Source organism: Luteibacter sp. HA06, from assembly GCF_054061215.1.
On the sequence record NZ_JBSSDZ010000001.1, the window covers coordinates 1,048,337 to 1,073,454 of the forward strand.

Consider the following 25,118-nt stretch of genomic DNA (forward strand, 5'->3'; position numbering starts at 1 on the left):
GGGAAGCCAGAAGCTGGCCGCCGGCTTGCGTCGAGAGGTCTTGCCTGTCGTCATCGATGGATCCCCTAGGCGAGCTACGCACGCAGGGCGGGAGTGCCCCGCGGACGCGGTCGAAATGCCGCGCTGGGATCGACGCTAGGCATTCTCGCTGCAGCGCGTCAACCGATTCGTCATGCCTGCGCCATAATGGTGAAACAAAGGCACGAAAACAGCTTATTTAAAGGGCCTGGCACGGAACTGGCTTCTTTCTCCCTATTGGTGCAATGCAAAAGTATTCCGGCCCGGAGCTTGCGGGTCGATAATCCCCGGCTGACGTTCAGAGAACTATCCATGCCTATCTATGAGTTCCAGTGCAAAGCCTGCGGACACCGCTTCGAGCGCCTGCAGAAGATGGCCGACCCGGATCCGGCGGTCTGCCCGAACTGCGGCGAACCGCAGGTGGGCCGGATGTTGAGCGCGCCGCAGTTCCGCCTTGCTGGCGGCGGCTGGTACGAGACCGACTTCAAGAAAGACGGCGACAAGAAGAAAAATCTTGTCGAGGGCTCTTCGGGTGGCCCGGCGCCTGCGTCGGCGCCGGCCGCCGCCCCCGCGCCCGCCGCGGCACCCGCTCCGGCGCCTGTGGCATCGCCAGCCCCGGCGGGTAAGGGGGGTTCTGGCTCCGCCTCTTCCTGAACTTCGCAAGTTCATTCAAAGGGCGTTGCAATTTCTTGCGCTAGCGTACGCACCCTCTGGACCAACAAAGGAGTGTGTATGCGCGGATGGCTGGGTGGCCTTGCCCTGATGGCGATGGCAGTGACAATGGGTGCGGTCTCGCCGGCGGCGCAGGCCCAGCGCGGTACGATCGATTGCGGCAGCGGTAACAACAAGCCGGGGCGCTGCCCCGTGCGGTGGCGCGACGCACAGTTGGTTCGCCAGGATTCCAAAGCCGCCTGCGTGCGTGACCGGACCTGGGGCTTCGACCAGCAGGCCAACGCGATCTGGGTCGACCGCGGTTGCCGCGGTATTTTCGCGGAGGCCGGCGGCTGGGGCGGCGGTCGCCCGGGCGGCGATGGCCGACCCGGCTGGGATGACGGTCGGCCGGGTCGGGATGACGACCGGCCGGGCCCTGGTTGGGGCGGCGGACCCGCGCGAACCATCGACTGCGGCAGCAAGGACGGCCGCTACGGCCATTGCAACGTCGATGTGCGCTACGCGCGTCCACGGCTGATCCGCCAGGACTCCAAGGCGCGCTGCGAGGAAGGCTACAGCTGGGGCGTCGATCGCGACGGCATATGGGTCGACAACGGCTGCCGTGGCATCTTCTCCGTGGGCGGTCGCTAAGCGCCCGAACGCAAGGCGATACCCCGGGTCGTGGTACGATCCGGGGTCTTTTCCTACGAAGCTTCAAGCGCATGCGCAGCCATTTTTGCGGACTCATCGACGAGTCGCTGATCGACCAGAACGTCACCCTTTGCGGTTGGGTGAACACCCTTCGCCTGCAGAGCCACGTGGCCTTTGTCGACCTGCGCGACCACGAGGGCATCGCCCAGGTGGTGATCGAACGCGAGAACGCCGGGGCCTTCGCCATCGCCGGCGAACTGGGCTACGAATACTGCATCAAGGTCACCGGCCAGGTGCGCAAGCGCCTGGCGGCCAACGACAAGCTGAAGACCGGCACTGTCGAGCTCATCGCCGACAAGGTCGAGATCCTCAACGCCGCCCGTGACCTGCCGTTCGCGCTGCACGAAACGCCGAACGAAGACATGCGGATGACCTACCGCTACCTCGACCTGCGCCGTCCGGAAATGCAGCAGATGATGCGCACCCGGACCAAGCTGGTTCGCGAGCTGCGTCGTTACCTGGACACCGCCGGTTTCCAGGACATCGAAACCCCCATCCTGACCAAGGCCACGCCGGAAGGCGCGCGCGACTACCTCGTGCCGAGTCGCGTGCACCCGGGCCAGTTCTACGCGTTGCCGCAGTCGCCGCAGCTGTTCAAGCAGATCCTGATGATGGCCGGCTTCGACCGCTACTATCAGATCGCCCGTTGCTTCCGCGACGAAGATCTCCGCGCCGACCGCCAGCCGGAATTCACCCAACTCGACCTCGAGTTCGCCTTTGTCGAAGAGCGTGACGTCCAGGATTTCGTCGAGAACCTGATCCGCCACGTGTTCCGCGAAGTACGCCAGGTCGAACTGGACGCCAGCTTCCCGCGCATGACCTACGAAGAAGCCATGCGCCGCTTCGGTTCGGACAAGCCCGACCTGCGTAACCCGCTTGAGCTGACCGACATCGCCGAGGCGGTGAAGCACGTCGAGTTCAAGGTCTTTTCCGGCCCCGCCAACGATCCGGCCGGCCGCGTGGCCGCCCTTCGCGTGCCCGGCGCCGCCGAGCTGTCGCGCAAGGATATCGACGGCCTGACCGAATACGCCGCCAAGTACGGCGCGAAGGGTCTTGCCTGGCTGAAGGTGGACGATCTCGCCAAGGGTCGCGAAGGCATCAATTCGCCTGTCGCCAAGTTCCTCGACGACGCTGCCCTCGAGCAGGTGCTGTCGCTCACGGGCGCGGTTTCCGGTGACATCGTGTTCTTCGGCGCTGGCGCCTGGAAGACCGTCACCGACTTCATGGGCGCGCTCCGCCTCAAGCTCGGTCGCGACCGTGGCTTGGTCGAGAACGCCTGGAAGCCGCTGTGGGTCACCGACTTCCCGATGTTCGAATACGACGCCGAAGAACAGCGCTACGTCGCCCTCCATCATCCGTTCACGGCGCCCAAGGTCGACGACATCGCCGATCTGCGCGCCAACGCCGCGGTGTCCGTGAGCCGTGGCTACGACATGGTCCTCAACGGCGCCGAGATCGGTGGTGGCTCCATCCGTATCCACCGCCCCGAAATGCAGAGCGCCGTGTTCGAACTGCTCGGCATCAGCGCGGACGAGGCTGAGGCCAAGTTCGGCTTCCTGCTCAAGGCGCTGCGCATGGGCGCGCCGCCCCATGGCGGCCTGGCCTTCGGTATCGACCGCATTGCCGCCCTGATGGCCGGCACCGAGTCGATTCGTGACGTCATCGCCTTCCCGAAGACCACCAGCGCCCAGGACCTCATGACCGACGCACCGTCGCCGGTCTCGGACCCGCAGCTGAAGGAACTCCACGTTCGCGTCGCCGTGGAGCCAAAGGCCTGACCGGCGCCGCACACCGATGACCGACAACCTGCCCGAGGTCCTGCTGCTCCACGGCCTGTGGATGCGGGGATTCGCAATGGCGATGCTGCACCGGCGCCTGCGCGAGGAAGGTTTCAGCGTTCACCAGTTCGAATACATGAGCGTCGCTGCCCCGCCGGAGCAGGCGATCAATCGCCTGCGCAAACGCATCCGCAGCCTCGGTCCGGGGCCGGTGCATGTTGTCGGCCATAGCCTTGGCGGCGTCCTGGCCCTGCTTGCCTGCCGGGATGACGATTTGCCGCAGGGGCGGATCGTCTGCCTCGGCTCGCCGCTCAACGGCAGCGGTGCCGCGCGCGGCCTGACCCATCGCTGGGGCGGCGACATGCTCCTGGGTCGCTCGCGCGAACTCCTCGAACATGGCCTGGACCGCTGGGACGGGGCCAGAGAGGTCGGCATGATCGCCGGCCGCATGCCCGTTGGGCTGGGTGCCTTCGTGGGCGCGCTGGGCGATGAGCACGACGGCTCGGTTGGCGTGGAAGAGACCCGTTTGCCCGGGCTGGCCGGCCATTGCGTCCTGGAGACCAGTCACACCGGAATGCTCGTGTCCGCCGACGTGGCGAGGCAGGTTGCTGTTTTCCTTCGCGACGGCCGGTTCGACACCCCCTTAGCCCCTTAACGTGATTGCGGCTAGAATCGCGCCCTCGTCAGTCCGGTAGAGCCAGGAAACGCACATGGGTAGAGGCCCGTCCATCGAAGGTCGCAAGAACGCCGAAGACGCCAAGCGCGCCAAGGTGTTCACCAAGCTGATCCGCGAAATCACCATCGCCACCCGTGGCGGCGTGCCCGACCCCAACGGCAATCCGCGCCTGCGCGCCGCCGTGGACAAGGCCCTGGCCGCCAACATGACCCGGGACACCATCGACCGCGCCATCAAGCGTGGCTCGGGTGCCGAGGGCGGCGCCGACATGCACGAGATCCGCTATGAGGGCTACGGCCCGGCGGGTACCGCGCTGATCATCGATTGCGTCACCGACAACCAGACTCGCACGGTCGCCGACGTCCGCGCCTCGCTGACCAAGCTTGGTGGCAACCTGGGTACGACCAACTCGGTGGCCTTCCAGTTCACCAAGGTGGGGCAGGTCGTCGTCCACACCGGCGGCGACGCCGACGTCGAAGCGAAGCTCGAAGAAGCGGCCATCGAAAACAACGCCGAAGACATCGTGATCGAGAACGGCGTCGGTAGCGTGCTGCTTGCCGCCGATCCGATCGCCGTCGAAGCCATGCGCAAGGCGCTTGCCGCTGCGGGCTTCGATATCGATGGTTCGGACGTCGTCATGCGCCCGAACGGGCCGCTGGTCACGCCCACCGGTGAAGCCCTCGAGCATTTTGAGAAGTTGCTCACGCGCTTGAACGATCTCGACGATGTCGACGAGGTCTATCACAACGCCATCCTGCCCAGCCAGGATGCGGAAGACGCGTGAGCTCGTGAATCCCTCGCTGTCATGACCCGCATTCTGGGTATCGATCCGGGCAGCCAGCGCACGGGTGTAGGCGTGATCGACGTGGCCGACAACGGCAAGTTGACTCACGTCTGGCACGGCGCGCTGGTGATCGCCGGCGAAGCCACCTTTCCCCTGCGTCTCAAACGCATCTTTGACGAACTCTGCGCCATCATCGGTACGCACGGTCCGGCCGAGGCTGCGATCGAGCGCGTGTTCATGGCGCGCAATCCGGACTCGGCCCTCAAGCTGGGTCAGGCACGCGGCGCAGCCATCGTCGCCATGGTCAGCCAGGGAATCGTCGTGCACGAGTACGCAGCGACCGAGGTCAAGCAGGCGGTGGTCGGAACCGGCCGCGCCGACAAGGCCCAGGTCCAGCACATGATCGGGATGCTCCTCGGTATCAAGGGTCCGCTCCAGGCGGATGCCGCCGATGCGTTGGCGATCGCGGTCGCCCACGCGCACACCCGTACGAGTCTTGAACGCGTGGGTATCCCGCGCACGGCATGGAGACGCCGATGATCGGCCGACTGCGCGGAACACTCATCAGCAAGCAGCCCCCCTCGTTGCTCATCGAGGTGGGTGGCGTCGGTTACGACGTCGACGCCCCGATGTCCACGATTTACGACTTGCCAGCGACCGGCAAGGAAGTGACGCTTCTTATCCATTACGCGGTGAGGGAAGACGGCGTCTCGCTCTACGGCTTCCTTCGTGAACCGGATCGCGCCATGTTCCGTCACCTGCTCAAGGTGAGCGGGATCGGCGCGAAGATTGCGCTGGCCGTGTTGTCGGGGGTGTCGACCGACGATCTGTCCCGGCTCGTTCATGCGGGCGATGTCGTCGCACTCACCAAGATTCCCGGTATCGGCAAGAAGACCGCCGAGCGCATGGTGGTCGAGCTGCGTGACCGCGTCGATGCAGTGGGCGTGCGCCTGCCCTCGACCATCGCCGGCGAAGCCATGCCGGCCGATCCGGCGGCCGAGGCTACCGTTGCGCTGCAACAACTCGGCTACAAGCCCGTGGAAGCCTCGCGCCTCGTGCAGAAGGTCGCCGCGGATGGCGATACTGCCGAAGCCATTATTCGCAAGGCGCTACGCGCCGCGCTGGGAAGTTGAACCATGGGTCAGCATAACCACGCTGAAGAGTTGCGCAACGCGCACGGCAAGAAACTTGCCGCGCTTGCGCTGGGTGCCATTGGCATCGTCTTCGGCGACATCGGTACGAGTCCCTTGTACACGATGAAGGAAACACTCGGCACGCACGGCATGACGCCTCAGCCACTGGCGGTACTCGGCGTGTTGTCGCTGATCTTCTGGTCGTTGCTGATGGTGATCTCGCTCAAGTACGTCACCTTCGTCATGCGCGCCGACAACAAGGGCGAGGGCGGCATCATGGCGCTCATGGCCCTGGCGCAGCGCAGTGTGAGCGGCTCGCCACGCGCTCGCTGGGTGCTCGCCGCCATCGGCATCTTCGGTGCGTCGCTGTTCTACGGCGATGGCGTCATCACGCCGGCCATGTCGGTCCTCTCGGCCGTCGAAGGCCTTGAGGTTGCCGCGCCGTCGCTCGAAACCTATGTGTTGCCGATCTGCCTGGTCATCCTTGTCGCGTTGTTCGCCATCCAGCGTCATGGGACCGAGATCGTCGGCAAGGCGTTCGCGCCCGTGATGATCGTCTGGTTCCTCGTGCTTGCGTGGCTGGGACTGCGCCAGCTCGTCGACCATCCGCAGGTGCTGTACGCCCTGAATCCCATGTATGCGGTGCGCTTCTTCATGGAGCACGGCAAGCAGGCCTTCATCGCCCTCGGCGGTGTGGTGCTGGCGCTGACCGGCGGCGAAGCGCTTTATGCGGACATGGGTCACTTCGGCAAGAAGCCGATTCGCCTGGCCTGGTTTTTCTTCGTCCTGCCGGCGTTGCTGATCAACTACTTCGGCCAGGGTGCGCTGCTTCTGCACGATCCGAGCGCCATCGAAAACCCGTTCTACAAGATGGTGCCGGAGAATCTGCTGTACCCGATGATCGCCCTGGCCACGGCCTCGGCAGTCATTGCTTCGCAGGCCGTGATCTCGGGTGCGTTCTCGATGACGCGCGAGGCGATGTCGCTGGGCTATTCGCCGCGCATGGCCGTGGTGCATACGTCGCATGAGATGTCCGGGCAGATTTTCGTGCCCTGGGTGAATCGCATGTTGCTCGTCCTCGTGGTGCTGGCGGTGATCGGCTTCCGTTCGTCGAACAACCTCGGCGCGGCCTACGGCATCGCCGTGACCGGCACGATGACGATGACCACGCTGCTGGCGCTCGTCGTGGCGCGTTATCGTTGGCATTGGCACTGGTCGGCAGTGATCGCCGTGGGCGTGATCTTCCTGATTACGGACCTTGCGTTCTTCGGCGCCAACGCCCTGAAGATCGCGCACGGTGGCTGGTTCCCGCTGGTGCTTGGCGTCGTCATCTTCACCGTGATGACCACGTGGCGCCGGGGCAGGGACCTCGTGGTTCGCGAGATCAAGCAGTCCGGGCTCGCGCTCGAGCCCTTCGTCGCCAATATCTCCGATCACCCGCCGCTGCGCGTTCCTGGTACGGCGGTGTTTCTGACGGCCAACCAGAACTCGGTGCCGCACGCGATGCTGCACAACCTCAAGCACAACAAGGTGCTGCACGAGCGCAACGTGCTGCTGACCGTGGAGATGCTCGAGACGCCTGTCGCCGACTACGATGAACGGATGGAAGTCATCGAGTATGGCGGCGGTTTCTTCGGCCTGCAGCTCCGCTACGGCTTCGCCGAGGATCCGAACATCCCGTTCTCGCTGAGCCGGGCCGGCGCCAAGGGCCTCGACTTCGACATGATGGACACGACGTTCTTCCTGTCGCGCGAAAACATCGTCGCCGACGCGCGCCGTCCGGGCATGGCGTTGTGGCGCGACAAGCTGTTCGCCTTCCTGGCACGCAACGCGATGCCGGCGACGGCGTTCTTCCAGATCCCGGGCAACCGCCTGATCGAGCTGGGCGCGCAGGTCGAAATCTGAGCGCGAGAGCCCGAAAAAAATTTCGTGGCTCTCGCGCGCCTGAGTGGGCCCTCTCACTATCTTTCTGCGAGAGCTTTTGCGATCTCGGTCAGGTGGAATTGATTCGCGGTCCGTTGCTCGGGATGGTTCGGCTGGAGCCTCAGTGAGTAAATTTTTCGCTCATTGGCCCATCCCAAGGTGACCCAAGTGTTCCCAGACGAATCCCGGGCCGTTCTGACGCTTCCCGGCTGTCCGTGAATGTCAACATTGATCCATTCCTTGATGAGCGTTATTGATTCCCGTCCCGCGGCATGATCGGTCTCGTTCAGGACAATGACGCCAAGATCGGGCACATCGAACGTTCGCGTGACTCCGGTCCAGCGTCCGTCAACGAATCCCCCGGATAGGCGTACGTCCATAAGAGTCGCCGGCGAAAGGTCCGAGGTGCCAAGGCCGATGGGACTTACGCTCAGGTCGGACTGGACCTCCTCCAGTGAGCTGAATGAGCGGTCGTGGCGAGCAATTTCTTTAGACTGATTCGCGATGCCGGCGTTGGTCGACGCTCGCAGGTCGACGAGCTCTTCCGCCTCGATATCGAAGAATCCGTTCTGCTGCTGCTGATCGATCTGAGTGCGGATCGCGTTAGCCTGCTTTTCGGTGCTCCAGGAATCCGAGAGAGGGACGATATGTAGGCCGGGACGGAGGTCGGCCTTGGTCAGGTCAACACCGTCCTCCTGCGCCTCCTCCAATTGAACGGCTGAGAACTGCGGCGTGAACATTGTTTTCGGATCGTTTCCACTGGCGGCTGTGCTTTCGCTCAAAAGCAACAATCCAGCCACTGTTACAACGATGAGACCGTTCTTTCCATCATTCATCTCACCACTCCCTTAGGTTGCAGTTGGTTGCTATGGTTTGCGCTACATGGTTTACGTGCCATTCGTCAGTGAAAAAATGCGTGCCCGTGACGGTATTGCGCGTCGCGTCCATGAGATCTCCAGCGTACGATCGCCATGTGAATGCTCTGGGAGAGGCTAGGGTATGGCCTCCGACCGCACCGAATCCTACGTGCGTGCTGAAAGTGTTCATCCAGTAGCCGTTGAGTTTGGGCCTGTCGTAGGTGACTGACTCATTGACTATGCCCGCCACGCAATTTGCGCGACTAAGCCATTTGATTTCGGCGCAGGCATCTGTCGCGATAGTTCCCGCAAGCGCTGCCGCTATCAGTCTTGCTTTCATTCATTACTCCTCTCGGGGGGTGGCCTGTGTAAGGCAACCTGACGATAGGAGGACGGGCATCCGCACGGCAGTCGTCGCTGCCGAACGACTCTTGTCAGCTGAGCGCGCTGCTGCCTGAGGGCGCAGTGAAAAGGGTGATGGTGGCGGCTGAGCTTTTTGGTGTTCCTCCTATCGCCAGCTTGCCCACCCGGCGCGCGGGTCGCCGCACCCCCAGACCTGCCATAATGCCGCCATGTCCGAGCACCGCATTATTTCCGCCACCGCTGCCATGGACGACGATGCGCTGGAAGCCAGCATTCGTCCGAAGCGCCTGTCCGAATATCTCGGCCAGGAGACTGTGCGTGAGCAGATGGCCATCTATATCGAGGCGGCGCGGCGCCGGCAGGGTGCCCTTGATCACGTGCTGATCTTCGGGCCGCCGGGCCTGGGCAAGACCACGCTGTCGCATGTGATCGCCAACGAGCTGGGTGTGAATGTCCGCTCTACCTCGGGTCCGGTGCTGGAGCGCGCGGGGGATCTCGCCGCGCTGCTGACCAACCTCGAGGCGAACGACGTCCTCTTCGTCGACGAGATCCATCGCCTGTCGCCTGTGGTCGAGGAAGTCCTCTACCCGGCGATGGAGGACTTCCAGATCGACATCATGATCGGCGAGGGTCCCGCGGCCCGCTCGATCAAGCTCGACCTGCCTCCGTTTACCCTGATCGGCGCGACGACCCGCGCGGGCCTGCTGACGGGCCCGCTGCGCGACAGATTTGGCATCATCCAGCGGCTGGAGTTCTACAGCGTGGATGAGCTGACCGCGATCGTCCGTCGCGCAGCGAAGATCTTCAATATCGAGTGTGATCTCGAAGGTGCTGTGGAAATCGCCCGCCGCTCGCGCGGCACGCCCCGTATCGCCAACAGGCTACTTCGCCGCGTGCGCGATTTCGCCGAGGTACGCGGCGACGGCAAGATCACCCACGCTCTGGCCCGTGCTGCCACGGACATGCTTCGGGTCGATGCCCTGGGCTTCGACGACCTCGACCGTCGCCTCCTGAAGACCATCATCGAGAACTTCGAGGGTGGCCCGGTCGGCGTGGAATCGCTCGCGGCGGCGCTCAGCGAAGACCGTGGGACCCTCGAGGATGTGGTCGAGCCCTACCTGATCCAGCAGGGCTACCTGATCCGCAGCGCCCGAGGCCGCATGGCCTCCGCCAAGGCCTGGCGCCATCTCGGCCTGACCCCGCCACCGCGCCAGACCGTGGCCCCGGACCTGTTTTCGGACGACGCATGACCGTTTTCAGCTGGCCCGTAAGGATTTATTGGGAAGACACCGACGCCGGAGGCGTCGTCTACCATTCCAACTACCTTCGCTTCATGGAGCGGGCCCGTACCGAGTGGCTTCGCGCCCAGGGTATCGACCAGGTGGCCCTACGCGATGCCACCAGCCTTGGCTTCGTCGTCCGGGACATGCAGCTGGATTTCCTTCGCCCGGCCCGTCTGAATGATGAACTCCTGGTCAGCGTGGCCGTCAAAGAACGTCGTTCAGCCAGTATGCTGTTCGATCAGGTGATTGTGCGCGGGGATACGACACTGGTGCGCGCTACGGTGCGCGCGGCTTGCGTAAACCTCGACACGATGCGTCCTGCCCAGATTCCGGTGGACCTGTTCCCCAACGAATTTCCTTTTACCTAAAGCCATAGATACCGGCGGAGAGCCTTCAAGCGATGAACGGTGGACTGAACATTTTCAAGCTGGTCGCGGAAGCGAGCCTGCCCGTACAACTGGTCATGCTCCTGTTGCTGGCGTTCTCGTTCCTGTCCTGGGTGATCATCATCCGCAAGTACAGCCAGCTGAAGACCGCCCACGACAACGCCGAGACCTTCGAAGACCGCTTTTGGTCGGGCGCCGACCTGGCCGCCCTGTTCCGTGAGGTCGGCAATCGCGAGGGCCAGCACGGTATCGAGAACGTCTTCGAGGCCGGCTTCCGTGAATTCGCACGCCAGCGCCAGCGCCGCGTGTCGGACGCCGACCGCATCATGGAGGGCTCCGAGCGCGCCATGCGCGTGGCTGGCACCCGTGAAATCGGCAAGCTCGAGCAGAACCTGGAATTCCTTGCCAACGTCGGTTCGATCAGCCCGTACATCGGCCTGTTCGGCACCGTCTGGGGCATCATGGGCGCCTTCCAGGGCCTGGGCGAGATGAAGGACGTGACGATCTCCGTGGTCGCCCCGCACATCTCCGAGGCCCTGATCGCCACGGCCATGGGTCTGTTCGCGGCGATCCCGGCCGTCTGGGCGTACAACCGCTTCGCTACCAAGGTCGAGCGGATTGCGTCGCGCTACGAGGTATTCCAGGAGGAATTCTCCTCGGTGCTGCAGCGCCAGATCCACGCCGACGACGTGGCCTGAGCCCGCGCCATGGCCACGCGTAACGTCCATCGCCGCCAGAAGCGGAAGCTGAAGTCCGAGATCAACGTCGTGCCGTATATCGACGTGATGCTCGTCCTGCTGATCATCTTCATGGTCACGACGCCCATGATGAACCTCGGTGTCGACATCCAGCTGCCGCAGACCAATGCCAAGTCCTTGCAGGACAAGAAAGACCCCGTCGTCGTCTCCGTGGACGAGGCTGGCACGATCTACCTCACGGCTAACGGCGCCAAGCGCGAGCCGGTGAGTGCCGACGAGTTCAAGAGCAAGATCACCGCTTTCCATGACGCCAACCCGGAACTCCAGGTGCTGGTCGCCGGCGACGAGCGCGTGGGCTACGGCAAGGTCTATTCGATCCTCCCGATCCTTCAGGAGGCCGGCGTCTCCAAGATCGGCCTGATGAGCCAGCCGCAGTCGGCGCAGAATGGAAAACCGTAACGGCACGCCCCGCGCGGTCGTCCTCGCCGCGCTTCTCCATCTGGGCATCGTGGCCTTCCTCGGCTTCGCGATCATCCCCTGCACGGACTACGAAAAGTGGGCCGAGGCTCTGGGTGTGCCTGCGGAATGGAACCCGCTGAAGTGTCCGGCGCCGATCCAGCTGCCGGGCCAGATCATCGAAGCGACGTTGATCGGCCCGACCGGCGCGCCACCGCCGAAGCACACGGCCAAGCCCGTGCCGAACACGGTGCCGCCCCCTCCCGCCCAGCCGACCCCGACGCCTCCCGAGCCTGAGAAGAAGGTCGAGACCCTGCCGCCGCCGCCGAAGACGCCGGCGCTGAAGGATCAGGAGAAAGTGGTCGATGACGCCGTGCAGAAGGCCGAGAACGCCAAGCAGCTGCAGGAAGAGCAGCAACGCCAGCGTCAGGCCGAGCTCGACGCCCAGCAGGAAGAGAAAAAGAAACAGAAGCAGAAGGAGATCGACGAGATCTTCAAGCAGCTCGATGCCGCCAAGTCACAGACCAAGCAGGCCGACAGCAAGAAGAAGCAGGCCGATCAGCAGCTGAAGGACCTCGAGAACGCCAAGGACGACGGCCGTGAGGACCTGCCCTATGCCGAGAAGGTCCAGTCGGGCCAGAACGGCAAGGACAACAGCAAGCAGGCCCTGTACATCGCGGCGATCCAGAACGCAGTGACGCCGAACTGGCTGCGCCCGGACAACATGCCCAACGCCCCCTGCATGGTGCACATCACGCAGATCCCGGGCGGCCAGGTGCTCAGTGCCAAGGCCGACTCCAGTTGTCCTTACGATGCCTCTGGCAAGGCTTCCATCGAGAACGCGGTGCTTCGTGCCCAGCCGTTGCCGTACGCCGGTTTCGAGGACGTCTTCCAGAGAAACCTCACCTTCACGTTCCGACCGCAATGATGACTTCCGCCCCGACCCGGTAGATTCCGGGCGGGGCGGTTCAGATTCGGGTCATGCTGGCCGGGCCCATCGCGTTACCATGCCGTCGCCGTCCCACATTCCCAGGTCGCAATGAATCCGCCCATGCGCAGAATGCTTTCCCGCCTCGCTCTCCTCCTGGTCGTGCTGACCGCCTTTGTGGCTGGTCCCGCCGCGGCCCAGTCACTCAACGTCGATATCGTGGGTGGTCTGAAGACCGCGACGCCTATCGCGGTCGTGCCCTTCGCCCAGGCTGGCGGCGCGCCATTGCCGACCGATATCGCGGACGTCATCCGCGCGGATTTCAACCGCTCGGGCAAGTTCCGCTCGCTCGACAAGGCCGACATCGTCGAGACCCCGTCGCAGGGTTCGGAGATCAAGTTCCCGACCTGGCGCCTGCTCAAGCAGGACTTCCTGACCATCGGTCGCATCAGTGATGCGGGCGGCGGCATGCTCAAGGTCGAGTACGAACTGTGGGACGTGAACAAGCAGCAGAGCCTGCTGGCGCAGTCGTTCACCGCCCCGGCGGGTGACCTGCGCGGCGTCGCCCACCAGATCGCCGACCAGATCTACGAAAAGATCACCGGCGTTCGCGGCGCCTTCTGGACCCGCATCGCCTACATCACGGCCGTGGGTACCGGTAACAACGCCACGTATTCGCTGATCGTTGCAGACTCGGATGGCTTCAATCCGCAGACCGTGGCTCGTTCGCGCGAATCGCTGCTGTCGCCGTCGTGGTCGCCGGACGGCAACAAGATTGCCTACGTCTCCTTCGAGAGCGGCAACTCCGCCGTGTACGTGCAGAACATCTCCACCGGTTCGCGCAGCCTGATCGCTGCCCACCCGCGTGGCATCAACAGCGCACCGGCCTGGTCACCGGACGGTAGCAAGCTCGCCGTCAGCCTTTCCTATGTGGGCAACCCGGAGATCTTCGTGATCGACGTGGCCAGCCACGCCGAGACGCGCCTCACCAACAACTTCTCGATCGACACCGAGCCGACGTTTACGCCGGACGGCCAGAGCATCCTGTTCACGTCGGATCGTTCGGGCAAGCCGCAGATCTACCAGATGTCCGCATCCGGTGGTGCCGCTACGCGTGTCACCTTCCAGGGCGGCTTCAACGCCAGCGCCTCGGTGAGCTTCGACGGCAAGCAGATTGCGATGGTGCAGGGCAACGGGAACGTGTATCGTATCGCTATCATGGACCGCAGTCTGGGCGGGCAGGTGCGCTTCGTTTCCCCGGGTAACGTGGACGATTCGCCCAGCTTCGCGCCAAATGCCAGCATGCTGCTTTATGCGGCATCGCAGGGTACGCGAGGTGTCCTGTATGCGGTTTCGGCAGACGGTCTGGTACGCCAGCGTCTCGTCCTCTCGGACGGTGACGTGCGCGAGCCGTCCTGGGGACCTTATAGACAGCGTTGATGGCGCGCCCGATCCGGGCCGCGACGTCAGCAAAGTCCAGGGAAGGGGCGCGGGTGTTCCGCGCCTTTTCTGCGGACGCAAGGTTTACCGGCAGTTGCTTTGAAGGCAGTGGCCGGAACGACAACGCAGGGTGCGGGACAGCACCCCGTTGGCGTAGATGTAAGTAGAAAAACAGCCGGACAACCGGCGGTGCCTGTCCCGAAACCGTATATCGACTGTCGGAACTCAACTGTTGAAGGAACGTCCCATGAATAAGACCGTTAGCGTCACCCTGGCCGCCCTGCTTTGCGTGGGCGCGGTCGCCTGCAACAAGAAGCAGGTCAAGACCCCGCCGGCACAGCCGTCGGAGCCGGTTGCCCAGACCCAGGCCCCCACCAATGACGGCAAGTACCAGCCGTCTGATCTCGATACCGATGCCTGCCTTCGTCAGCGCGTTGTGTACTTCGATTTCGACAAGAACGATGTGAAGCCGGAATTCCAGCAGATCATCGCTTGCCACGCCAAGTACCTGCAGGACCGTCCGCAGTCGGCCATGACCCTCGAGGGCAACACCGACGAGCGCGGTACGCGTGAGTACAACCTCGGCCTCGGCGAGCGCCGCGGCAATGCCGTCTCCAGCGCCCTCCAGGCTGCTGGTGGTTCGGCTGGCCAGGTCAACGTCACGAGCTACGGTAAGGAAAAGCCGACCTGCCGTGAGCACAACGATGATTGCTGGTCGAAGAACCGTCGCGTTGAGATCGTCTACACCGCGAAGTAAGTAATGAAGAAGCTTCTGGCTAACAGTGTTATGGCCAGGCTTGGCGTGGCGGGCGCAATTGCGTCCGCCACGCTTTTTGGTCTGCCCGTCCATGCGCAGGACTCGCGTTTGAGTCTCGCCGACCGCGTGTCGCGTCTCGAACAGCAGTCGCAGAAAGACGCCGGTACGACCACCCTGGTCAATCAGGTCAACGATCTCCAGCAGCAGCTTTCGCAGTTGCAGGGTCAGATCGAAGAACTGCAGCACCAGAATCAGCAACTCCAGGATTCCCAGAAGGCCCAGTACGCGGATATCGATTCGCGCCTGAGCCGTCTTGAAAAGGGTGGAGCAGCGCAGGCCCCGTCGCCCGCCGCGCCCGCCAACCCATCGCAGGGCCCCGTTCCTGTCGCGCCCAGCGTCGCCTCCGCTCCGGCTGTAGCGCAGCAGTCGACATCGCCCGCTGCACCGGCGACGGCCGCCAATGCAACCGAGCAGGCCGCCTACGACGCCGCATTCAAATCGCTGCGGGCGGGTGACTACGTCACGGCATCGCGCGGCTTTCGTGACTTCCTTACCAAGTATCCGGACAGCGCGCTCGCGCCCAACGCCTATTACTGGCTGGGTGAGTCCTATTACGTGACGATGAACTATCCGGTCGCTATCGAAGCTTTTCAGCGCCTGGTCAAGCAGTACCCCCAGAGCGACAAGGTCTCCGACGGCCTGCTCAAGGTCGGCTACTGCCAGATCGAGCTGAAACAGCAGGACGCAGCCATAGCGACGCTGAAGCAGGTCTCGGCCAAGTATCCGGGCACCAAGGCCGCTGGCCTCGCACAGGAACGCCTGCGTCGCCTGCAGCGCCAGACGGCCAACTGATCCCATGAACGGTAACACCGCAACTCCGGCGGACGTTCCGCCGGTCGCGCCCGTCGGGGAACGCCTGCGGATCACCGAGATATTCCATTCCGTCCAGGGCGAGGCCGATGCCATCGGCTGGCCGACGGTATTCGTGCGCCTCACGGGTTGCCCGTTGCGCTGTGTCTGGTGCGACACGGAATATTCGTTCCACGGTGGCCAGTGGCACGACATCGACGCCATCCTCGAGCACGTTGCCAGCTTCGGTGCAAAGCATGTCTGCGTGACGGGCGGCGAGCCCCTCGCGCAGAAGCGCTGCCTGACCCTGCTGCGCAAGCTCTGCGATGCGGGTCACGAGGTCTCCCTGGAGACGTCCGGTGCGCTCGACGTCTCCGGGGTCGACCCGCGTGTCCGCAAGGTCATGGACCTCAAGGCTCCAGATTCCGGAGAGAGTGCCCGCAACCTGTGGTCGAACCTCGATCACCTGCAGCCGCACGACCAGGTCAAGTTCGTCATCGCCAGTCGTGGCGACTTCGAGTGGTCACGCGACGTGGTCCGCGAGCATGCACTCGAACAGCGGGTGATGCCGCTCTTTTCTCCGGTGTGGTCGAAGGTACAGCCCCGTGAGCTGGCCGAATGGATCCTCGCCGAACGCCTGCCGGTACGATTCCAGCTGCAGCTGCACAAGCTGCTCTGGAACGACGCGGCCGGCCACTGACAAAACCAAGGTAACGCCATGAACGCTTCGAACCCCTCCCGCAAGGCTGTCATTCTCGTGTCCGGTGGCATGGATTCGGCGGTCACGATCGCTATGGCGCGCGAGCAGGGTTTCGAGGTGTATGCGCTGAGTGTCGCCTACGGACAACGCCACAGCTCCGAGCTGGAGGCTTCCGAGCGAGTCGCCACCATGCTCGGTGCCGTCACACACAAGACCGTGCACGTCGACCTGCGCAGCATCGGCGGATCGGCCCTCACGGCCGACATCGACGTGCCGGAAGATGGTGGCACCGGCATTCCAGTGACGTACGTGCCCGCACGCAACACGATCATGTTGTCCATCGCGCTGGGCTGGGCCGAAGTGCTGGGGTCGAGCGACATTTTCTGTGGTGTCAACGCCGTCGACTATTCCGGTTACCCGGATTGCCGTCCGGCCTTCATCGAGTCTTTCCAGTCGCTGGCCAACGTCGCGACCAAGGCGGGCGTCGAAGGTGCCGGCATCCGTATCCATGCGCCGCTGATGGAGATGGGCAAGGGCGATATCGTGCGCGAAGGGATGCGCCTTGGCGTGGATTTCGCTGCCACCGTGAGCTGTTACCAGGCTGATGCCCAGGGCCGTGCGTGCGGTCATTGCGATGCCTGCCGCCTCCGTGCGGAGGGCTTCGCCAAGGCCGGTGTACCGGATCCCACGCACTACGCGTGAGGTATCACTGGGGGCCAACGGTTCCCGTCGATGGGTCGGGAAATCGTCCGCGATCGGCGCGCAGGACGCGAAGCCTCATTCGAAATCCCTTTGGCGCCGCACTCCGCGGCCGGGGCGATTCCAGCCTGATCACCTCAGCCGGCCGACGCGCGCAGCAATGGCCCGATGTATTGCTGGACGATCCACCACACGCCGCCCAGGGTTCCGGACAGGGTCGCCAGCAGAAGAGCCACGGCGCATCCCAACACCCACGTCTTCGTAGCCGTGTGACTAAGGCGTTCCTCGACAACGCCGAGACGCCCCTCGACACCGCTGAGACGTCCCTCGACACCGCAGAGCCGGTTGTCCACGGCGTCAAAACGGCAGTCGATCGCGTTCATCCGGGTGTCGGTAACGCCGAGGCGAACCGGGATCTCGGCATTCTGTTTTGCGAGAAGGTCCATGCGACTGGCCAGATCGCCTACCGAATTCACCACCTGGCGCAAGCGTTCGTCGAGGACGGCCAGCCATTGGCGGAGGGGGATGTCGCACGAGCAGTCGTCTCTGGACGCGCTTTGGGAAGCTCCCAGCCGGAGGTCATCGTCGTGTTTCGTCGTATACCGGTGCATGTCGGCGCCATGGCGTGGAATTAGATGCACGGTAACGCGTGCGCACAGGCCAAAAAATGAGAATTCAGACCGATTTTTCGTCAGCAAAGAACGCGTTGCGCGTAGGACGAAAGGCGCGAATGGTGGGTCGTGCCGGATTCGAACCGGCGACCTACGGATTAAAAGTCCGCTGCTCTACCAACTGAGCTAACGACCCATGCGCGTGAAGCCGGCTAGTTTAGTGGTCGCGAGGGGGCTGGCACAACCCGAGCGGCCCAGCGGTTCAGGTCGTTGCGATGATGGCCTCGACATCGCGGCCAGCCTGGCGCCAGGCTCCGATGCCGCCGGTGAGCGGGCGCACGTTGGAAAACCCGAGTTTGCTCAGCCGCTCGGCGACCTTCGCGGCCGAGACCTCGTTCGGGCAGGAGCAATAGATGACCACCGACGTGTGCTTCGGAAGCGTAGCGATCGCCGCGTCAGCCGTGGCCAGATCGAACAGGCGGGATCCGGGAATCACGAACGGATCGTCCCTGCGGCTGAGGGCCGAACGCACGTCGACGATGAGGGCGCCGGGCTCGTTGGCCAGCAGCACGGAGAGTTCGTCGACCGAAATGCGGCTCTTGCGTAGCTGGGTAATGAGCAGGGCCCGGCGGCTGTAGCGAAAACCGACCCACAGCAGCAGCCCGATCAGCGCGACAGCCGCCATGCCCAGACCGAACTGCTTCAAGGTGGCCAGGACGGCGTCGATCTGCCGATAGAACAACATGCCGACCGAAAGGCCAACGGAAATCCACAGTGCCGCACCCAGGAGGTCGTACAGGGTGAATCGCGAGAAGCGCGTATCACCGGCACCGGCGATGGGAATGGCGACAAGCGACAGACCAGGAATAAATCGCGAAACGAGGAGCAGTTTGACGCCACGCTTTTCGAAAAATCCGCTGGCACGCCGCACGCAGGTGTCGGGTGAGAGCGAAATTCGGCACAGGCTGTCCAGCACGCGGTAGCCGAAGCGCCGCCCGGTGAGGAACCACGCGGCGTCACCCGCGAAGGCGCCGGCAAGAGCGCCGAGGAAGGTTGCCAGGATAAGGACGGGGTCTCGTGCGGCGACCAGCGTGCTGCCTACCACGATGAGGGTGGGCATCGCCGGCACCGGAAGGCCAATCGCACCCGCGAATACCCCGACGAACGCTACGACCGGCGCCGTATCAGACCAATTGACGCTCGCCACGACAGTGATCCTCGGAAAGGTCCGTGTACTTCCGTAAAGATACGCCGGTCGGGTCGTTGCCGACAGATGGTCGTCGATTAAAGGGCTGGATGTCGGGTCAGTGCCGAGGGTGCACGTAGCGGCGGGCCGACCGCCGTGCCCTCCAGATCGACCCAGAAAAGCGTGCCGCGACCGGGGCTGGAGCGGACGCCGATAGTCCCGCCCAGCGTGTCGGCGATGCGCCGGGCGACGGCCAGCGCGATGCCATAGCCGGCGTGGCCGGGAAGGCGGGTGAATTCCTCGAAGACGCGCTCCTGCTGGGCGGGTTCAAGGCCCATGCCGTTGTCCCGGACCTCCAGGCGTACGGCACTACCACGCCGCCGCAAGGCGACAAGGACGCGGCCGTTCGGGGTGCTGATGACCGCATTCGCAACAAGGCGATGGAGCAACTCTCCCAGCAATGCCGGGTCGCCATGAAGGGGCAGTCGGCCGCCGCGCCAATGAATGTCCACGCCCAGCCGACGGGCGTCCTCTTCTATGGCTGCGCGTTCGCGCACGAAGAGATCCGACGCGATAAGGTCGACCGGGTTTGGTTCCACCGCGCCCGCGTCGAAACGCGCCATCGCCAGCAGGCCGTCGAGCAATTCGTTGAGTCGCGTAAGGCTCGTGCGCATCTGTCCGAGCACCGCACGTTGGCGGAGGTCTTCGCCCGGTTGCATGCCGGCAACGAACAGGGAGAGGGCCTGAAGCGGCTGGCGAAAGTGATCGCCGACCTGCTCGATGAAGCGGGTGTGTCGCGCAATATCCTGCAGGCGCTGCCGCAGTGCGTCGGCCATCGCGGTGTCGTGGCGCCGTCGAAGCTCGACCAGTTCATCGAGAAGGGCATCGATCGCCGCGAGTTCGCCGCCGGCACGCGAGGTAGGGCCGGACTGTCGGGGATGAAGAAAGGCGTCGATGCGATCCCGCATGCCCTCGATGGGTTCGATCACATTGCGTTCCAGCGCACGTCGCGTGAACAGGAAAACCGCGAGCACACCCGAGCACAGCAGCAACGTCATCATCGCCGCAGCGATACGACGTTCGCGCAGCGACGTGGCGTCGGAAACGGTTTCCAACTCGCCCAACGGCGTATTCAACCGGACGCGTAACGCGCGGCCGTTGGGTACATGGCGGCCACTGTCGATCACCAGGTCGGGCGCATCGTCGCGACGAAGCGTGAGGCTCTCGGTGGGCGCGCTGCGCGACAGTGCCTGGGTCAGTGCATAGCGAACGGCGTCGTCGCCTGTGGCGGCGTCCATCGCCGCACTCAGGCGGATCGCCTGGATGCGCGCGACTGTCCGCGCTTCGCCAGACAACGCCCGCATGTGCAGGACGCCCAGCGAACCGGTCAGGGCAAGCGCGACGAGCGTCATCGGCAGCAATCCCCGAAGGATAAGCTGTCGATGCAGGGGCGCAGGCCTTGCTGGCAAATACGGCGACGCGTTCATGAGGGGGCCTGTAGCGCACAAACTCATGACGAATCTATGAAACGCGCGTTCGTCGCGCGATAGACAAGGGGACCTAGGCTGCCCGTCTATTGCTTGCAGCCTATGTCCGATGGCGTAGCTACTTGCCCTGCAGTTGTTTCACGACGGCAGTGTGGTCGGCTTCGATTTTGTGGAAGCGTGCCTCGCGCGCTGCCTCGCTCACCCACTGCGCGCTGGTGGCGCGCCGCTTCTCCAGCGAGTACTCGATGTCGACAAAGGGCACGAGCACGGCGTTGTCGGCCCGGGCGAAGCCGCTGATGTCATGGATCAGCTTCAGGTTGGTTTCTTCGCGTGCACCGTCCTTGCCCTTCCCGTAGCTGGTAATGAAGGTTGCCACCCGCTCGCGAAGCGCGAGTGGCAGATCGTTGCGAATCACGATCACGGCGTGGGGAATGAGTGACGATTTCCACAACAGGCGCAGGCGTGCGTACTGGTCCGGAAAGTGCTGCTTGAAACGCTCCAGGTCCGCAGTGTTGTTGGTGGCGACATCGGCTTCGCCGTTGGCTACGGCCAGCGCGTTGTTCTGGTGGTTGTCGATGTGCACGCTGGCGAAGAAGGTGTCCGAGTCCACGTTGCGCGCCGCGAACAGTTGGGTCTCCGGCACCAGGTAACCGGACACCGACAGCGCCTCACCGCGGGCGAATCGCCATTTGCCTGGCCGCGCGAACAACTGGTCCACCGTGCGCAGCCTGGAATCGGCCGCGACAAGTACGACGGCGTAGTAGCCCTTCGAGCCGTCCCCGCGGGTGAGCTGGCCGATCACCTGCATGTTCTGCCCGGTCACGGCATCCAGGGCGAGCCGTCCGGACAGAAAGGCGATGTCGACCCGCTGTTCGCTGATCGCCTGGGCAATGCCTTCGTAGGTCGTGACTGACACCGCGCGCACCGGACGCGCGAGCGCCTTGCTCAGGTCGTCGAGCATGGGTCGCCACGCTTCCAGCGACTCCGCGGGGCCTCCGATCGGAAGGATGCCAAAGGTAAGGGGCGCATTCGGGTCGACGTCGCCCTGCGCAGGGGCGGCCGTTACAACGCGCCCCGTGCAAAGGGCACAGAGCAGCAACGCGCCCAGCCACAGGCGCACACGCCCTCTCGCCGCGCTCTTCACGCCTGCCCACATCGCGCCTGCCTCGCGTGGATGGTGTTTCGGCTAGTCGCCCAGGTGCTGCGCGGCGACCAGTGCCTCCAATCGGTTGCGCACATGTAACGCACGGAAGATCGCGGCAAGGTGAATCTTGACGGTGCCCTCGCTGATCCCCAGTTCGCGGGCAATCAACTTGTTCGGACGTCCTTTGGCCAACAGCTTGAGAACGTCGATCTGGCGATCCGTCAGGACCGTGGCCAGACGTTCCTTGGTCGTGAGCCCATCGCTACCGTTGGTCGTCGAGAAGAAGGGGGCGGTGGTCGTCGACGCGGCGGCCTTCATCGCCTCGGGCGGCACATAGATGCCGCCACTAACGACCAGCCGCACGGCGTTGATGATTACGTCGGGCGGTGACGACTTAAGGATGTATCCCTGGACTCCGAGGTCGAGGACATGCCGGATCGCAGCAGAGTCCTCGGTACCCGAGAGCACGATTACGGCGCGCTTGCGAGCGGTACGCGTGCCGATAAGGTCGGCCGCGTGGCGGCGCTCCTCCTCGGTCAACAATTCGTCCCGGTCCTGAAGCGTGACGTTATCACTGGCATCAGCCAGCTTCTCGACCGCTTCACGGATATGGTCGACATTCCCGTTCGCACCTGGCATCGCCATGTCGATCAGCGCGAGATCGGGAAGGGGCAGCCGGTCGAGCTGCGCGCGAAGCTGGTCAACTGTCTCAGCCTCGACGAACTCCATTTTCTCATGTAGCGAAGCACCGTACTCATTCAACTTGAGCTTGACGCCCTCGATGATGAGCCGATGATCGTCCGCGATCAGAACACGCATGCCACTCCTCCGCCCGCACTGCCGCGAGCATCCCCGTTCTTGGGAACATAGCCCCCCGCGCGTCTCGCGGCAAGCCAGCCATCCGGCTCAGACGGGTGCATGATGGACGGTCCAGGCAGAAACCATTACATCGTGCAGCCGTTCGGGCGAGACCGGCTTGTAGAGAACCTGCGTGGTGGTCTGGTCCACATTGCTCAGGAAATCGCCCCGGGTCTCGCCGGTAATCAGCACGCGTGCAAACGGAGGCGGGTCGCCGGGACGTCGCCGGTAGTACCGATCAAGCAGGTCGATCACGTCCAGGCCGGTGCCCTCGCGCAGGCGAAGGTCGGAAATCACGATGTCGGGTGGCTGCATCCACTGGTGCACCGCTTCCATGGCCTGCTGCGCGTCTTCGGCGGTCATCACCTCGCAACCCCAGCTACCGAGCAGGAAACTGATGCCCGCGAGGATGCTGGGTTCGTCGTCGATCACCAGGACGCGCATGCCGACGACGTCCCGTGGCGCTAAGGAACCCGCAGCGACCGGCGCCGGCGCCTCGATCATCCCTGGCTGGACCTCCGGCAAGGTGATCGAGAAGAGGGTGCCCCTGCCAGGCTGCGATCGGACGGTCGCACGCGTGCCGAGCAGTCCCGCAAGACGCTGCACCGTGGACAAGCCCAGGCCCAGGCCCCGTCGCGTACTCTCAGGGCGTCCGGCTTCCGGCCCGCTCTCGACCCGGTAGAACTCATCGAAGATGTGTTGCAGGTGCTCGGGGCCAATGCCCAGGCCGGTATCCCACACATCCACGCGAACCGTGCCATCGAGGCGCCGGCGCGCACCTACCAGCACACACCGCCGCAGCGTGTATAGCGCAAGGCATTGCTGACGAGGTTGTTGAGGATGCGCGCGACCATGGTGCGGTCGCAGCGGACCCACAGGCCCGTGGTCCGTACGACCAGGCGCAGGTCGTGCTGTTCGGCCACCATGCGGAAATTGACGCTGACCTCCTCGAACACCGCGTCCAGGGGAACGTCGCGAAGCACCGCCGGCATGGCGCCGGTTTCGAGGCGCGAAAGGTCGAGCAACTCACTGAACAGGTGATCGAGCGCCTCGACGCACTCCTGGATGTGCGCGATGCGGTTGAGCCGCACGGGGTCGTACTCGTCCACGGCAAGGCCGGAGGAGAAGAGGGTCAATGCGTAAAGCGGCTGGCGCAGGTCGTGCGATGCAGCGGCGAGGAAGCGCGCTTTAGCAACGCTTGCGGCCTCCAGCGCAGCGTTCTTGCGGGCCAGTTCATCGGTGGCCATGGCGATTTCGCGCTCCATGCCGATCTGCGCGTGCAGCAGCTGCGAGGCGGCGCCATTGAATCCGCGCTGAAGGTCGCCGATCTCGGTATCGTCCGTTACGGGAACGACCACCGTGCGATCGCCCAGGCCCAGCTGGCGCACGGCAATAGCAAGGTTGCGCAGCGGCGCACTCAACCAGCGTGCCGTGGACCAGCCGATCATGGCCGCGATAAAGAGGCTCAGGGCAAGCCAGAGCAGGGCGTTATGGACGCTCGTGCGCTGGGCCGCGATGGCGTCCTCGACGCTGACATCGACCGTGACCGACCCGACGACCCGATGGGTGACCGGGTCCAGCACTTCACGCGATACGGTGAGGTTATCGTCGTCGTCGATGGTTCCGTTCACGCGGTCCGCGATGATCTCACCGTCCCGGTCGCTTATGCGTACGCGGGCCACCTGCGGCAGCTGCACGATCGATTGCGAGATATGCGAGATCTCCCGCCGTTCGCCGTTTCGCAAAGCGTCGCCGGAGACACTCGCCGCCTGCTGAGCGATGGCGTCAGCGGTGGAGCGACCCATCTCATGCAGGGTATCCATCTGGTGGCGAGTGAGTAGCGTAACCAGGAGGATGGCGCTGATCGCCGTGGGTACGAGAGCGACACAGGTCAGGCGCTGCACCAGCGAAGTGCGGCGCCAGACCCGTTCCAGCCACGTAACCGATACGTCGCGCATGTGCCTCCCCTTGCGTGCCCCTCCCGGGCGACGCGAGGCTACAGCCTAGCGCAGTTCAGCGGCCGGGCGTCAGTCGCGGCGACGGCGGCGGTCGCCCAGTCGCTTGATCGCGAGGGGCAGCACGCTGAGCGCGGCGAAGGCCAGCAGGGGGAGCAGAATCCTGCCGTCGAGCAGGGTCGCGGCGGTGAATGGCGCATTGCCACCCACGGTGTCGCCCAGGCCGGCGCCCACGGCGCTTTCCACCACCAGCGACGCCGTGCCGCCCAGCCATGTCGCGCCAAGGAACAGCCACAAAGGGCAACGAAGCCAGGCCAGGGCCACGGTCATTGCACCCAGGGGCACGATGGGGATGAAACGCAGGGCGAGCGTGTAGCTGACCGGGTGGGCGGCAAACCCGGTGCGCAGGCGTTCGGCGAGTTCAGGCGGCTGGCGACCGCCGGGTCCGAACGCGTACCGGCTGGCCAGGAACAGGAGGAGGGAGCCGAGTACCAGCGCGCCGGACGATAGCGCCGTGCCCTGGGCGATGCCGAACAGAAGGCCACCCGCCATGACGATCACGATCGTACCGGGCACGCCGGTCGCAATGGCCAGCGTGAGCACCCCCGCGTAAGCCAGGCGGGACACCAGCGGATGTTCGGCAATCGCACCGCGCAGCGCGCCTTCCTCGGCGAGCAGGCGGGAAGGGTGGAAGCGGTCGAGCGCACCGCTGCCGAGCATGACCGCGCCGGCGATCAGCAGCAGCACCAGCGGCAGTGCGGCGCGCCAGCGGCTCATCCGGGCAGGG

General features: G+C 64.3%; 27 protein-coding genes and 1 tRNA gene. 18 read left to right on the plus strand and 10 right to left on the minus strand.

Annotated elements, in window-relative coordinates; translation table 11 throughout:
• Positions 1–330 precede the first annotated feature (330 nt).
• From ACVWWJ_RS04540 to ACVWWJ_RS04575, 8 genes are all read left to right on the plus strand, one after another.
• Positions 331–672, plus strand: a complete 342-nt coding sequence (locus tag ACVWWJ_RS04540; protein ID WP_456966930.1) for an FmdB family zinc ribbon protein — start codon at positions 331–333, stop codon at positions 670–672.
• A gap of 78 nt (positions 673–750) precedes the next feature.
• Positions 751–1,320 carry a DUF3011 domain-containing protein gene (locus tag ACVWWJ_RS04545; RefSeq protein ID WP_456966931.1) on the plus strand — a complete coding sequence of 190 codons (570 nt, stop codon included), beginning with the start codon at positions 751–753 and terminating at the stop codon, positions 1,318–1,320.
• Positions 1,321–1,391: 71 nt separating this feature from the next.
• Complete coding sequence (gene aspS, locus ACVWWJ_RS04550; RefSeq protein ID WP_456966932.1) at positions 1,392–3,158, plus strand: aspartate--tRNA ligase; 1,767 nt, start codon at positions 1,392–1,394, stop codon at positions 3,156–3,158.
• Between the two features lie 16 nt (positions 3,159–3,174).
• Complete coding sequence (locus ACVWWJ_RS04555; RefSeq protein ID WP_159894395.1) at positions 3,175–3,813, plus strand: alpha/beta fold hydrolase; 639 nt, start codon at positions 3,175–3,177, stop codon at positions 3,811–3,813.
• Positions 3,814–3,868: 55 nt separating this feature from the next.
• Positions 3,869–4,618: a YebC/PmpR family DNA-binding transcriptional regulator gene (locus ACVWWJ_RS04560; protein ID WP_159894397.1), complete on the plus strand. Its 750-nt coding sequence runs from the start codon at positions 3,869–3,871 to the stop codon at positions 4,616–4,618.
• 21 nt (positions 4,619–4,639) lie between these two features.
• The gene (gene ruvC / locus ACVWWJ_RS04565; RefSeq protein WP_159894399.1) at positions 4,640–5,158 is read left to right on the plus strand and encodes a crossover junction endodeoxyribonuclease RuvC; all 519 of its coding nucleotides are present in this window, start codon (positions 4,640–4,642) and stop codon (positions 5,156–5,158) included.
• Positions 5,155–5,751, plus strand: coding sequence for a Holliday junction branch migration protein RuvA (gene ruvA, locus ACVWWJ_RS04570; RefSeq protein ID WP_456966933.1), 597 nt, complete (start codon positions 5,155–5,157; stop codon positions 5,749–5,751). Before ruvC ends, ruvA begins: the two co-directional genes overlap by 4 nt.
• 3 nt (positions 5,752–5,754) lie before the next feature.
• Positions 5,755–7,656, plus strand: a complete 1,902-nt coding sequence (locus tag ACVWWJ_RS04575) for a potassium transporter Kup (protein ID WP_456966934.1) — start codon at positions 5,755–5,757, stop codon at positions 7,654–7,656.
• 56 nt (positions 7,657–7,712) lie between these two features.
• On the opposite strand, the gene ACVWWJ_RS04580 is transcribed toward ACVWWJ_RS04575, so the two are convergent.
• Positions 7,713–8,510 carry a hypothetical protein gene (locus tag ACVWWJ_RS04580; protein WP_456966936.1) on the minus strand — a complete coding sequence of 266 codons (798 nt, stop codon included), beginning with the start codon at positions 8,508–8,510 and terminating at the stop codon, positions 7,713–7,715.
• A 593-nt stretch (positions 8,511–9,103) separates the two neighbouring features.
• Here ACVWWJ_RS04580 and ruvB point away from each other — a divergent pair.
• The 10 genes from ruvB to queC all read left to right on the plus strand — a co-directional run bounded on the left by ruvB (position 9,104) and on the right by queC (position 17,093).
• Positions 9,104–10,144, plus strand: a complete 1,041-nt coding sequence (ruvB, locus tag ACVWWJ_RS04585; RefSeq protein WP_159894407.1) for a Holliday junction branch migration DNA helicase RuvB — start codon at positions 9,104–9,106, stop codon at positions 10,142–10,144.
• Positions 10,141–10,545, plus strand: coding sequence for a tol-pal system-associated acyl-CoA thioesterase (gene ybgC, locus ACVWWJ_RS04590; RefSeq protein ID WP_456966937.1), 405 nt, complete (start codon positions 10,141–10,143; stop codon positions 10,543–10,545). Before ruvB ends, ybgC begins: the two co-directional genes overlap by 4 nt.
• 32 nt (positions 10,546–10,577) lie before the next feature.
• Positions 10,578–11,261, plus strand: a complete 684-nt coding sequence (gene tolQ / locus ACVWWJ_RS04595) for a protein TolQ (RefSeq protein WP_063571209.1) — start codon at positions 10,578–10,580, stop codon at positions 11,259–11,261.
• 9 nt (positions 11,262–11,270) lie between these two features.
• Positions 11,271–11,720: a protein TolR gene (gene tolR / locus ACVWWJ_RS04600; RefSeq protein ID WP_159894411.1), complete on the plus strand. Its 450-nt coding sequence runs from the start codon at positions 11,271–11,273 to the stop codon at positions 11,718–11,720.
• Positions 11,707–12,645: a TonB C-terminal domain-containing protein gene (locus ACVWWJ_RS04605; protein ID WP_456966938.1), complete on the plus strand. Its 939-nt coding sequence runs from the start codon at positions 11,707–11,709 to the stop codon at positions 12,643–12,645. The genes tolR and ACVWWJ_RS04605 overlap by 14 nt, the downstream gene beginning before the upstream one ends.
• A gap of 132 nt (positions 12,646–12,777) precedes the next feature.
• A complete protein-coding gene (gene tolB / locus ACVWWJ_RS04610; protein WP_456969657.1) occupies positions 12,778–14,085 on the plus strand; it encodes a Tol-Pal system beta propeller repeat protein TolB in 1,308 nt (435 codons plus the stop codon).
• Positions 14,086–14,332: 247 nt separating this feature from the next.
• Complete coding sequence (pal, locus tag ACVWWJ_RS04615) at positions 14,333–14,842, plus strand: peptidoglycan-associated lipoprotein Pal (RefSeq protein ID WP_159893649.1); 510 nt, start codon at positions 14,333–14,335, stop codon at positions 14,840–14,842.
• A 3-nt stretch (positions 14,843–14,845) separates the two neighbouring features.
• Positions 14,846–15,694 (plus strand): tol-pal system protein YbgF, encoded by an 849-nt coding sequence (gene ybgF, locus ACVWWJ_RS04620; protein WP_456966939.1) that lies wholly within the window; start codon positions 14,846–14,848, stop codon positions 15,692–15,694.
• Positions 15,695–15,698: 4 nt separating this feature from the next.
• A complete protein-coding gene (gene queE / locus ACVWWJ_RS04625) occupies positions 15,699–16,391 on the plus strand; it encodes a 7-carboxy-7-deazaguanine synthase QueE (RefSeq protein ID WP_159893647.1) in 693 nt (230 codons plus the stop codon).
• Positions 16,392–16,409: 18 nt separating this feature from the next.
• Positions 16,410–17,093 carry a 7-cyano-7-deazaguanine synthase QueC gene (gene queC, locus ACVWWJ_RS04630; protein WP_063571781.1) on the plus strand — a complete coding sequence of 228 codons (684 nt, stop codon included), beginning with the start codon at positions 16,410–16,412 and terminating at the stop codon, positions 17,091–17,093.
• Positions 17,094–17,227: 134 nt separating this feature from the next.
• Here queC and ACVWWJ_RS04635 read toward each other — a convergent pair whose 3' ends face one another.
• From ACVWWJ_RS04635 to ACVWWJ_RS04675, 9 genes are all read right to left on the minus strand, one after another.
• Positions 17,228–17,536: a hypothetical protein gene (locus ACVWWJ_RS04635; RefSeq protein ID WP_456966940.1), complete on the minus strand. Its 309-nt coding sequence runs from the start codon at positions 17,534–17,536 to the stop codon at positions 17,228–17,230.
• 285 nt (positions 17,537–17,821) lie between these two features.
• A tRNA-Lys gene (locus ACVWWJ_RS04640) sits at positions 17,822–17,897 on the minus strand.
• Positions 17,898–17,963: 66 nt separating this feature from the next.
• On the minus strand, positions 17,964–18,821 hold the full coding sequence (locus ACVWWJ_RS04645; protein WP_456966941.1) for a DedA family protein/thiosulfate sulfurtransferase GlpE: 858 nt from the start codon (positions 18,819–18,821) through the stop codon (positions 17,964–17,966).
• A 164-nt stretch (positions 18,822–18,985) separates the two neighbouring features.
• Positions 18,986–20,299: a sensor histidine kinase gene (locus ACVWWJ_RS04650; RefSeq protein ID WP_456966942.1), complete on the minus strand. Its 1,314-nt coding sequence runs from the start codon at positions 20,297–20,299 to the stop codon at positions 18,986–18,988.
• 193 nt (positions 20,300–20,492) lie between these two features.
• Positions 20,493–21,494 carry a phosphate/phosphite/phosphonate ABC transporter substrate-binding protein gene (gene phnD, locus ACVWWJ_RS04655; RefSeq protein WP_456966943.1) on the minus strand — a complete coding sequence of 334 codons (1,002 nt, stop codon included), beginning with the start codon at positions 21,492–21,494 and terminating at the stop codon, positions 20,493–20,495.
• Between the two features lie 66 nt (positions 21,495–21,560).
• Entirely contained in the window at positions 21,561–22,337 is a 777-nt protein-coding gene (locus ACVWWJ_RS04660; protein ID WP_159893635.1) for a response regulator transcription factor, read from the minus strand.
• A gap of 87 nt (positions 22,338–22,424) precedes the next feature.
• Positions 22,425–23,165, minus strand: a complete 741-nt coding sequence (locus ACVWWJ_RS04665; RefSeq protein ID WP_456966944.1) for a hybrid sensor histidine kinase/response regulator — start codon at positions 23,163–23,165, stop codon at positions 22,425–22,427.
• Positions 23,156–24,334, minus strand: a complete 1,179-nt coding sequence (locus tag ACVWWJ_RS04670) for a histidine kinase dimerization/phospho-acceptor domain-containing protein (protein WP_456966945.1) — start codon at positions 24,332–24,334, stop codon at positions 23,156–23,158. Before ACVWWJ_RS04670 ends, ACVWWJ_RS04665 begins: the two co-directional genes overlap by 10 nt.
• Before the next feature lie 69 nt (positions 24,335–24,403).
• The gene (locus ACVWWJ_RS04675; protein ID WP_456966946.1) at positions 24,404–25,108 is read right to left on the minus strand and encodes a TVP38/TMEM64 family protein; all 705 of its coding nucleotides are present in this window, start codon (positions 25,106–25,108) and stop codon (positions 24,404–24,406) included.
• Positions 25,109–25,118 lie beyond the last annotated feature (10 nt).

Coding starts and splice junctions, on each gene's coding strand:
- ACVWWJ_RS04670 (WP_456966945.1), bottom strand. CDS start 24,334: ATGCGCGACGTATCGGTTACGTGGCTGGAACGGGTCTGGCGCCGCACT.
- ACVWWJ_RS04645 (WP_456966941.1), bottom strand. CDS start 18,821: ATGCCCACCCTCATCGTGGTAGGCAGCACGCTGGTCGCCGCACGAGAC.
- tolR (WP_159894411.1), top strand. CDS start 11,271: ATGGCCACGCGTAACGTCCATCGCCGCCAGAAGCGGAAGCTGAAGTCC.
- ruvB (WP_159894407.1), top strand. CDS start 9,104: ATGTCCGAGCACCGCATTATTTCCGCCACCGCTGCCATGGACGACGAT.
- ACVWWJ_RS04605 (WP_456966938.1), top strand. CDS start 11,707: ATGGAAAACCGTAACGGCACGCCCCGCGCGGTCGTCCTCGCCGCGCTT.
- ybgF (WP_456966939.1), top strand. CDS start 14,846: ATGAAGAAGCTTCTGGCTAACAGTGTTATGGCCAGGCTTGGCGTGGCG.
- ACVWWJ_RS04580 (WP_456966936.1), bottom strand. CDS start 8,510: ATGAATGATGGAAAGAACGGTCTCATCGTTGTAACAGTGGCTGGATTG.
- aspS (WP_456966932.1), top strand. CDS start 1,392: ATGCGCAGCCATTTTTGCGGACTCATCGACGAGTCGCTGATCGACCAG.
- queC (WP_063571781.1), top strand. CDS start 16,410: ATGAACGCTTCGAACCCCTCCCGCAAGGCTGTCATTCTCGTGTCCGGT.
- ruvA (WP_456966933.1), top strand. CDS start 5,155: ATGATCGGCCGACTGCGCGGAACACTCATCAGCAAGCAGCCCCCCTCG.
- ACVWWJ_RS04635 (WP_456966940.1), bottom strand. CDS start 17,536: ATGGACCTTCTCGCAAAACAGAATGCCGAGATCCCGGTTCGCCTCGGC.
- tolB (WP_456969657.1), top strand. CDS start 12,778: ATGCTTTCCCGCCTCGCTCTCCTCCTGGTCGTGCTGACCGCCTTTGTG.
- ACVWWJ_RS04545 (WP_456966931.1), top strand. CDS start 751: ATGCGCGGATGGCTGGGTGGCCTTGCCCTGATGGCGATGGCAGTGACA.
- ACVWWJ_RS04650 (WP_456966942.1), bottom strand. CDS start 20,299: ATGACGCTCGTCGCGCTTGCCCTGACCGGTTCGCTGGGCGTCCTGCAC.
- ybgC (WP_456966937.1), top strand. CDS start 10,141: ATGACCGTTTTCAGCTGGCCCGTAAGGATTTATTGGGAAGACACCGAC.
- ACVWWJ_RS04675 (WP_456966946.1), bottom strand. CDS start 25,108: ATGAGCCGCTGGCGCGCCGCACTGCCGCTGGTGCTGCTGCTGATCGCC.
- ACVWWJ_RS04660 (WP_159893635.1), bottom strand. CDS start 22,337: ATGCGTGTTCTGATCGCGGACGATCATCGGCTCATCATCGAGGGCGTC.
- ruvC (WP_159894399.1), top strand. CDS start 4,640: ATGACCCGCATTCTGGGTATCGATCCGGGCAGCCAGCGCACGGGTGTA.
- ACVWWJ_RS04560 (WP_159894397.1), top strand. CDS start 3,869: ATGGGTAGAGGCCCGTCCATCGAAGGTCGCAAGAACGCCGAAGACGCC.
- pal (WP_159893649.1), top strand. CDS start 14,333: ATGAATAAGACCGTTAGCGTCACCCTGGCCGCCCTGCTTTGCGTGGGC.
- tolQ (WP_063571209.1), top strand. CDS start 10,578: ATGAACGGTGGACTGAACATTTTCAAGCTGGTCGCGGAAGCGAGCCTG.
- ACVWWJ_RS04575 (WP_456966934.1), top strand. CDS start 5,755: ATGGGTCAGCATAACCACGCTGAAGAGTTGCGCAACGCGCACGGCAAG.
- ACVWWJ_RS04555 (WP_159894395.1), top strand. CDS start 3,175: ATGACCGACAACCTGCCCGAGGTCCTGCTGCTCCACGGCCTGTGGATG.
- queE (WP_159893647.1), top strand. CDS start 15,699: ATGAACGGTAACACCGCAACTCCGGCGGACGTTCCGCCGGTCGCGCCC.
- ACVWWJ_RS04540 (WP_456966930.1), top strand. CDS start 331: ATGCCTATCTATGAGTTCCAGTGCAAAGCCTGCGGACACCGCTTCGAG.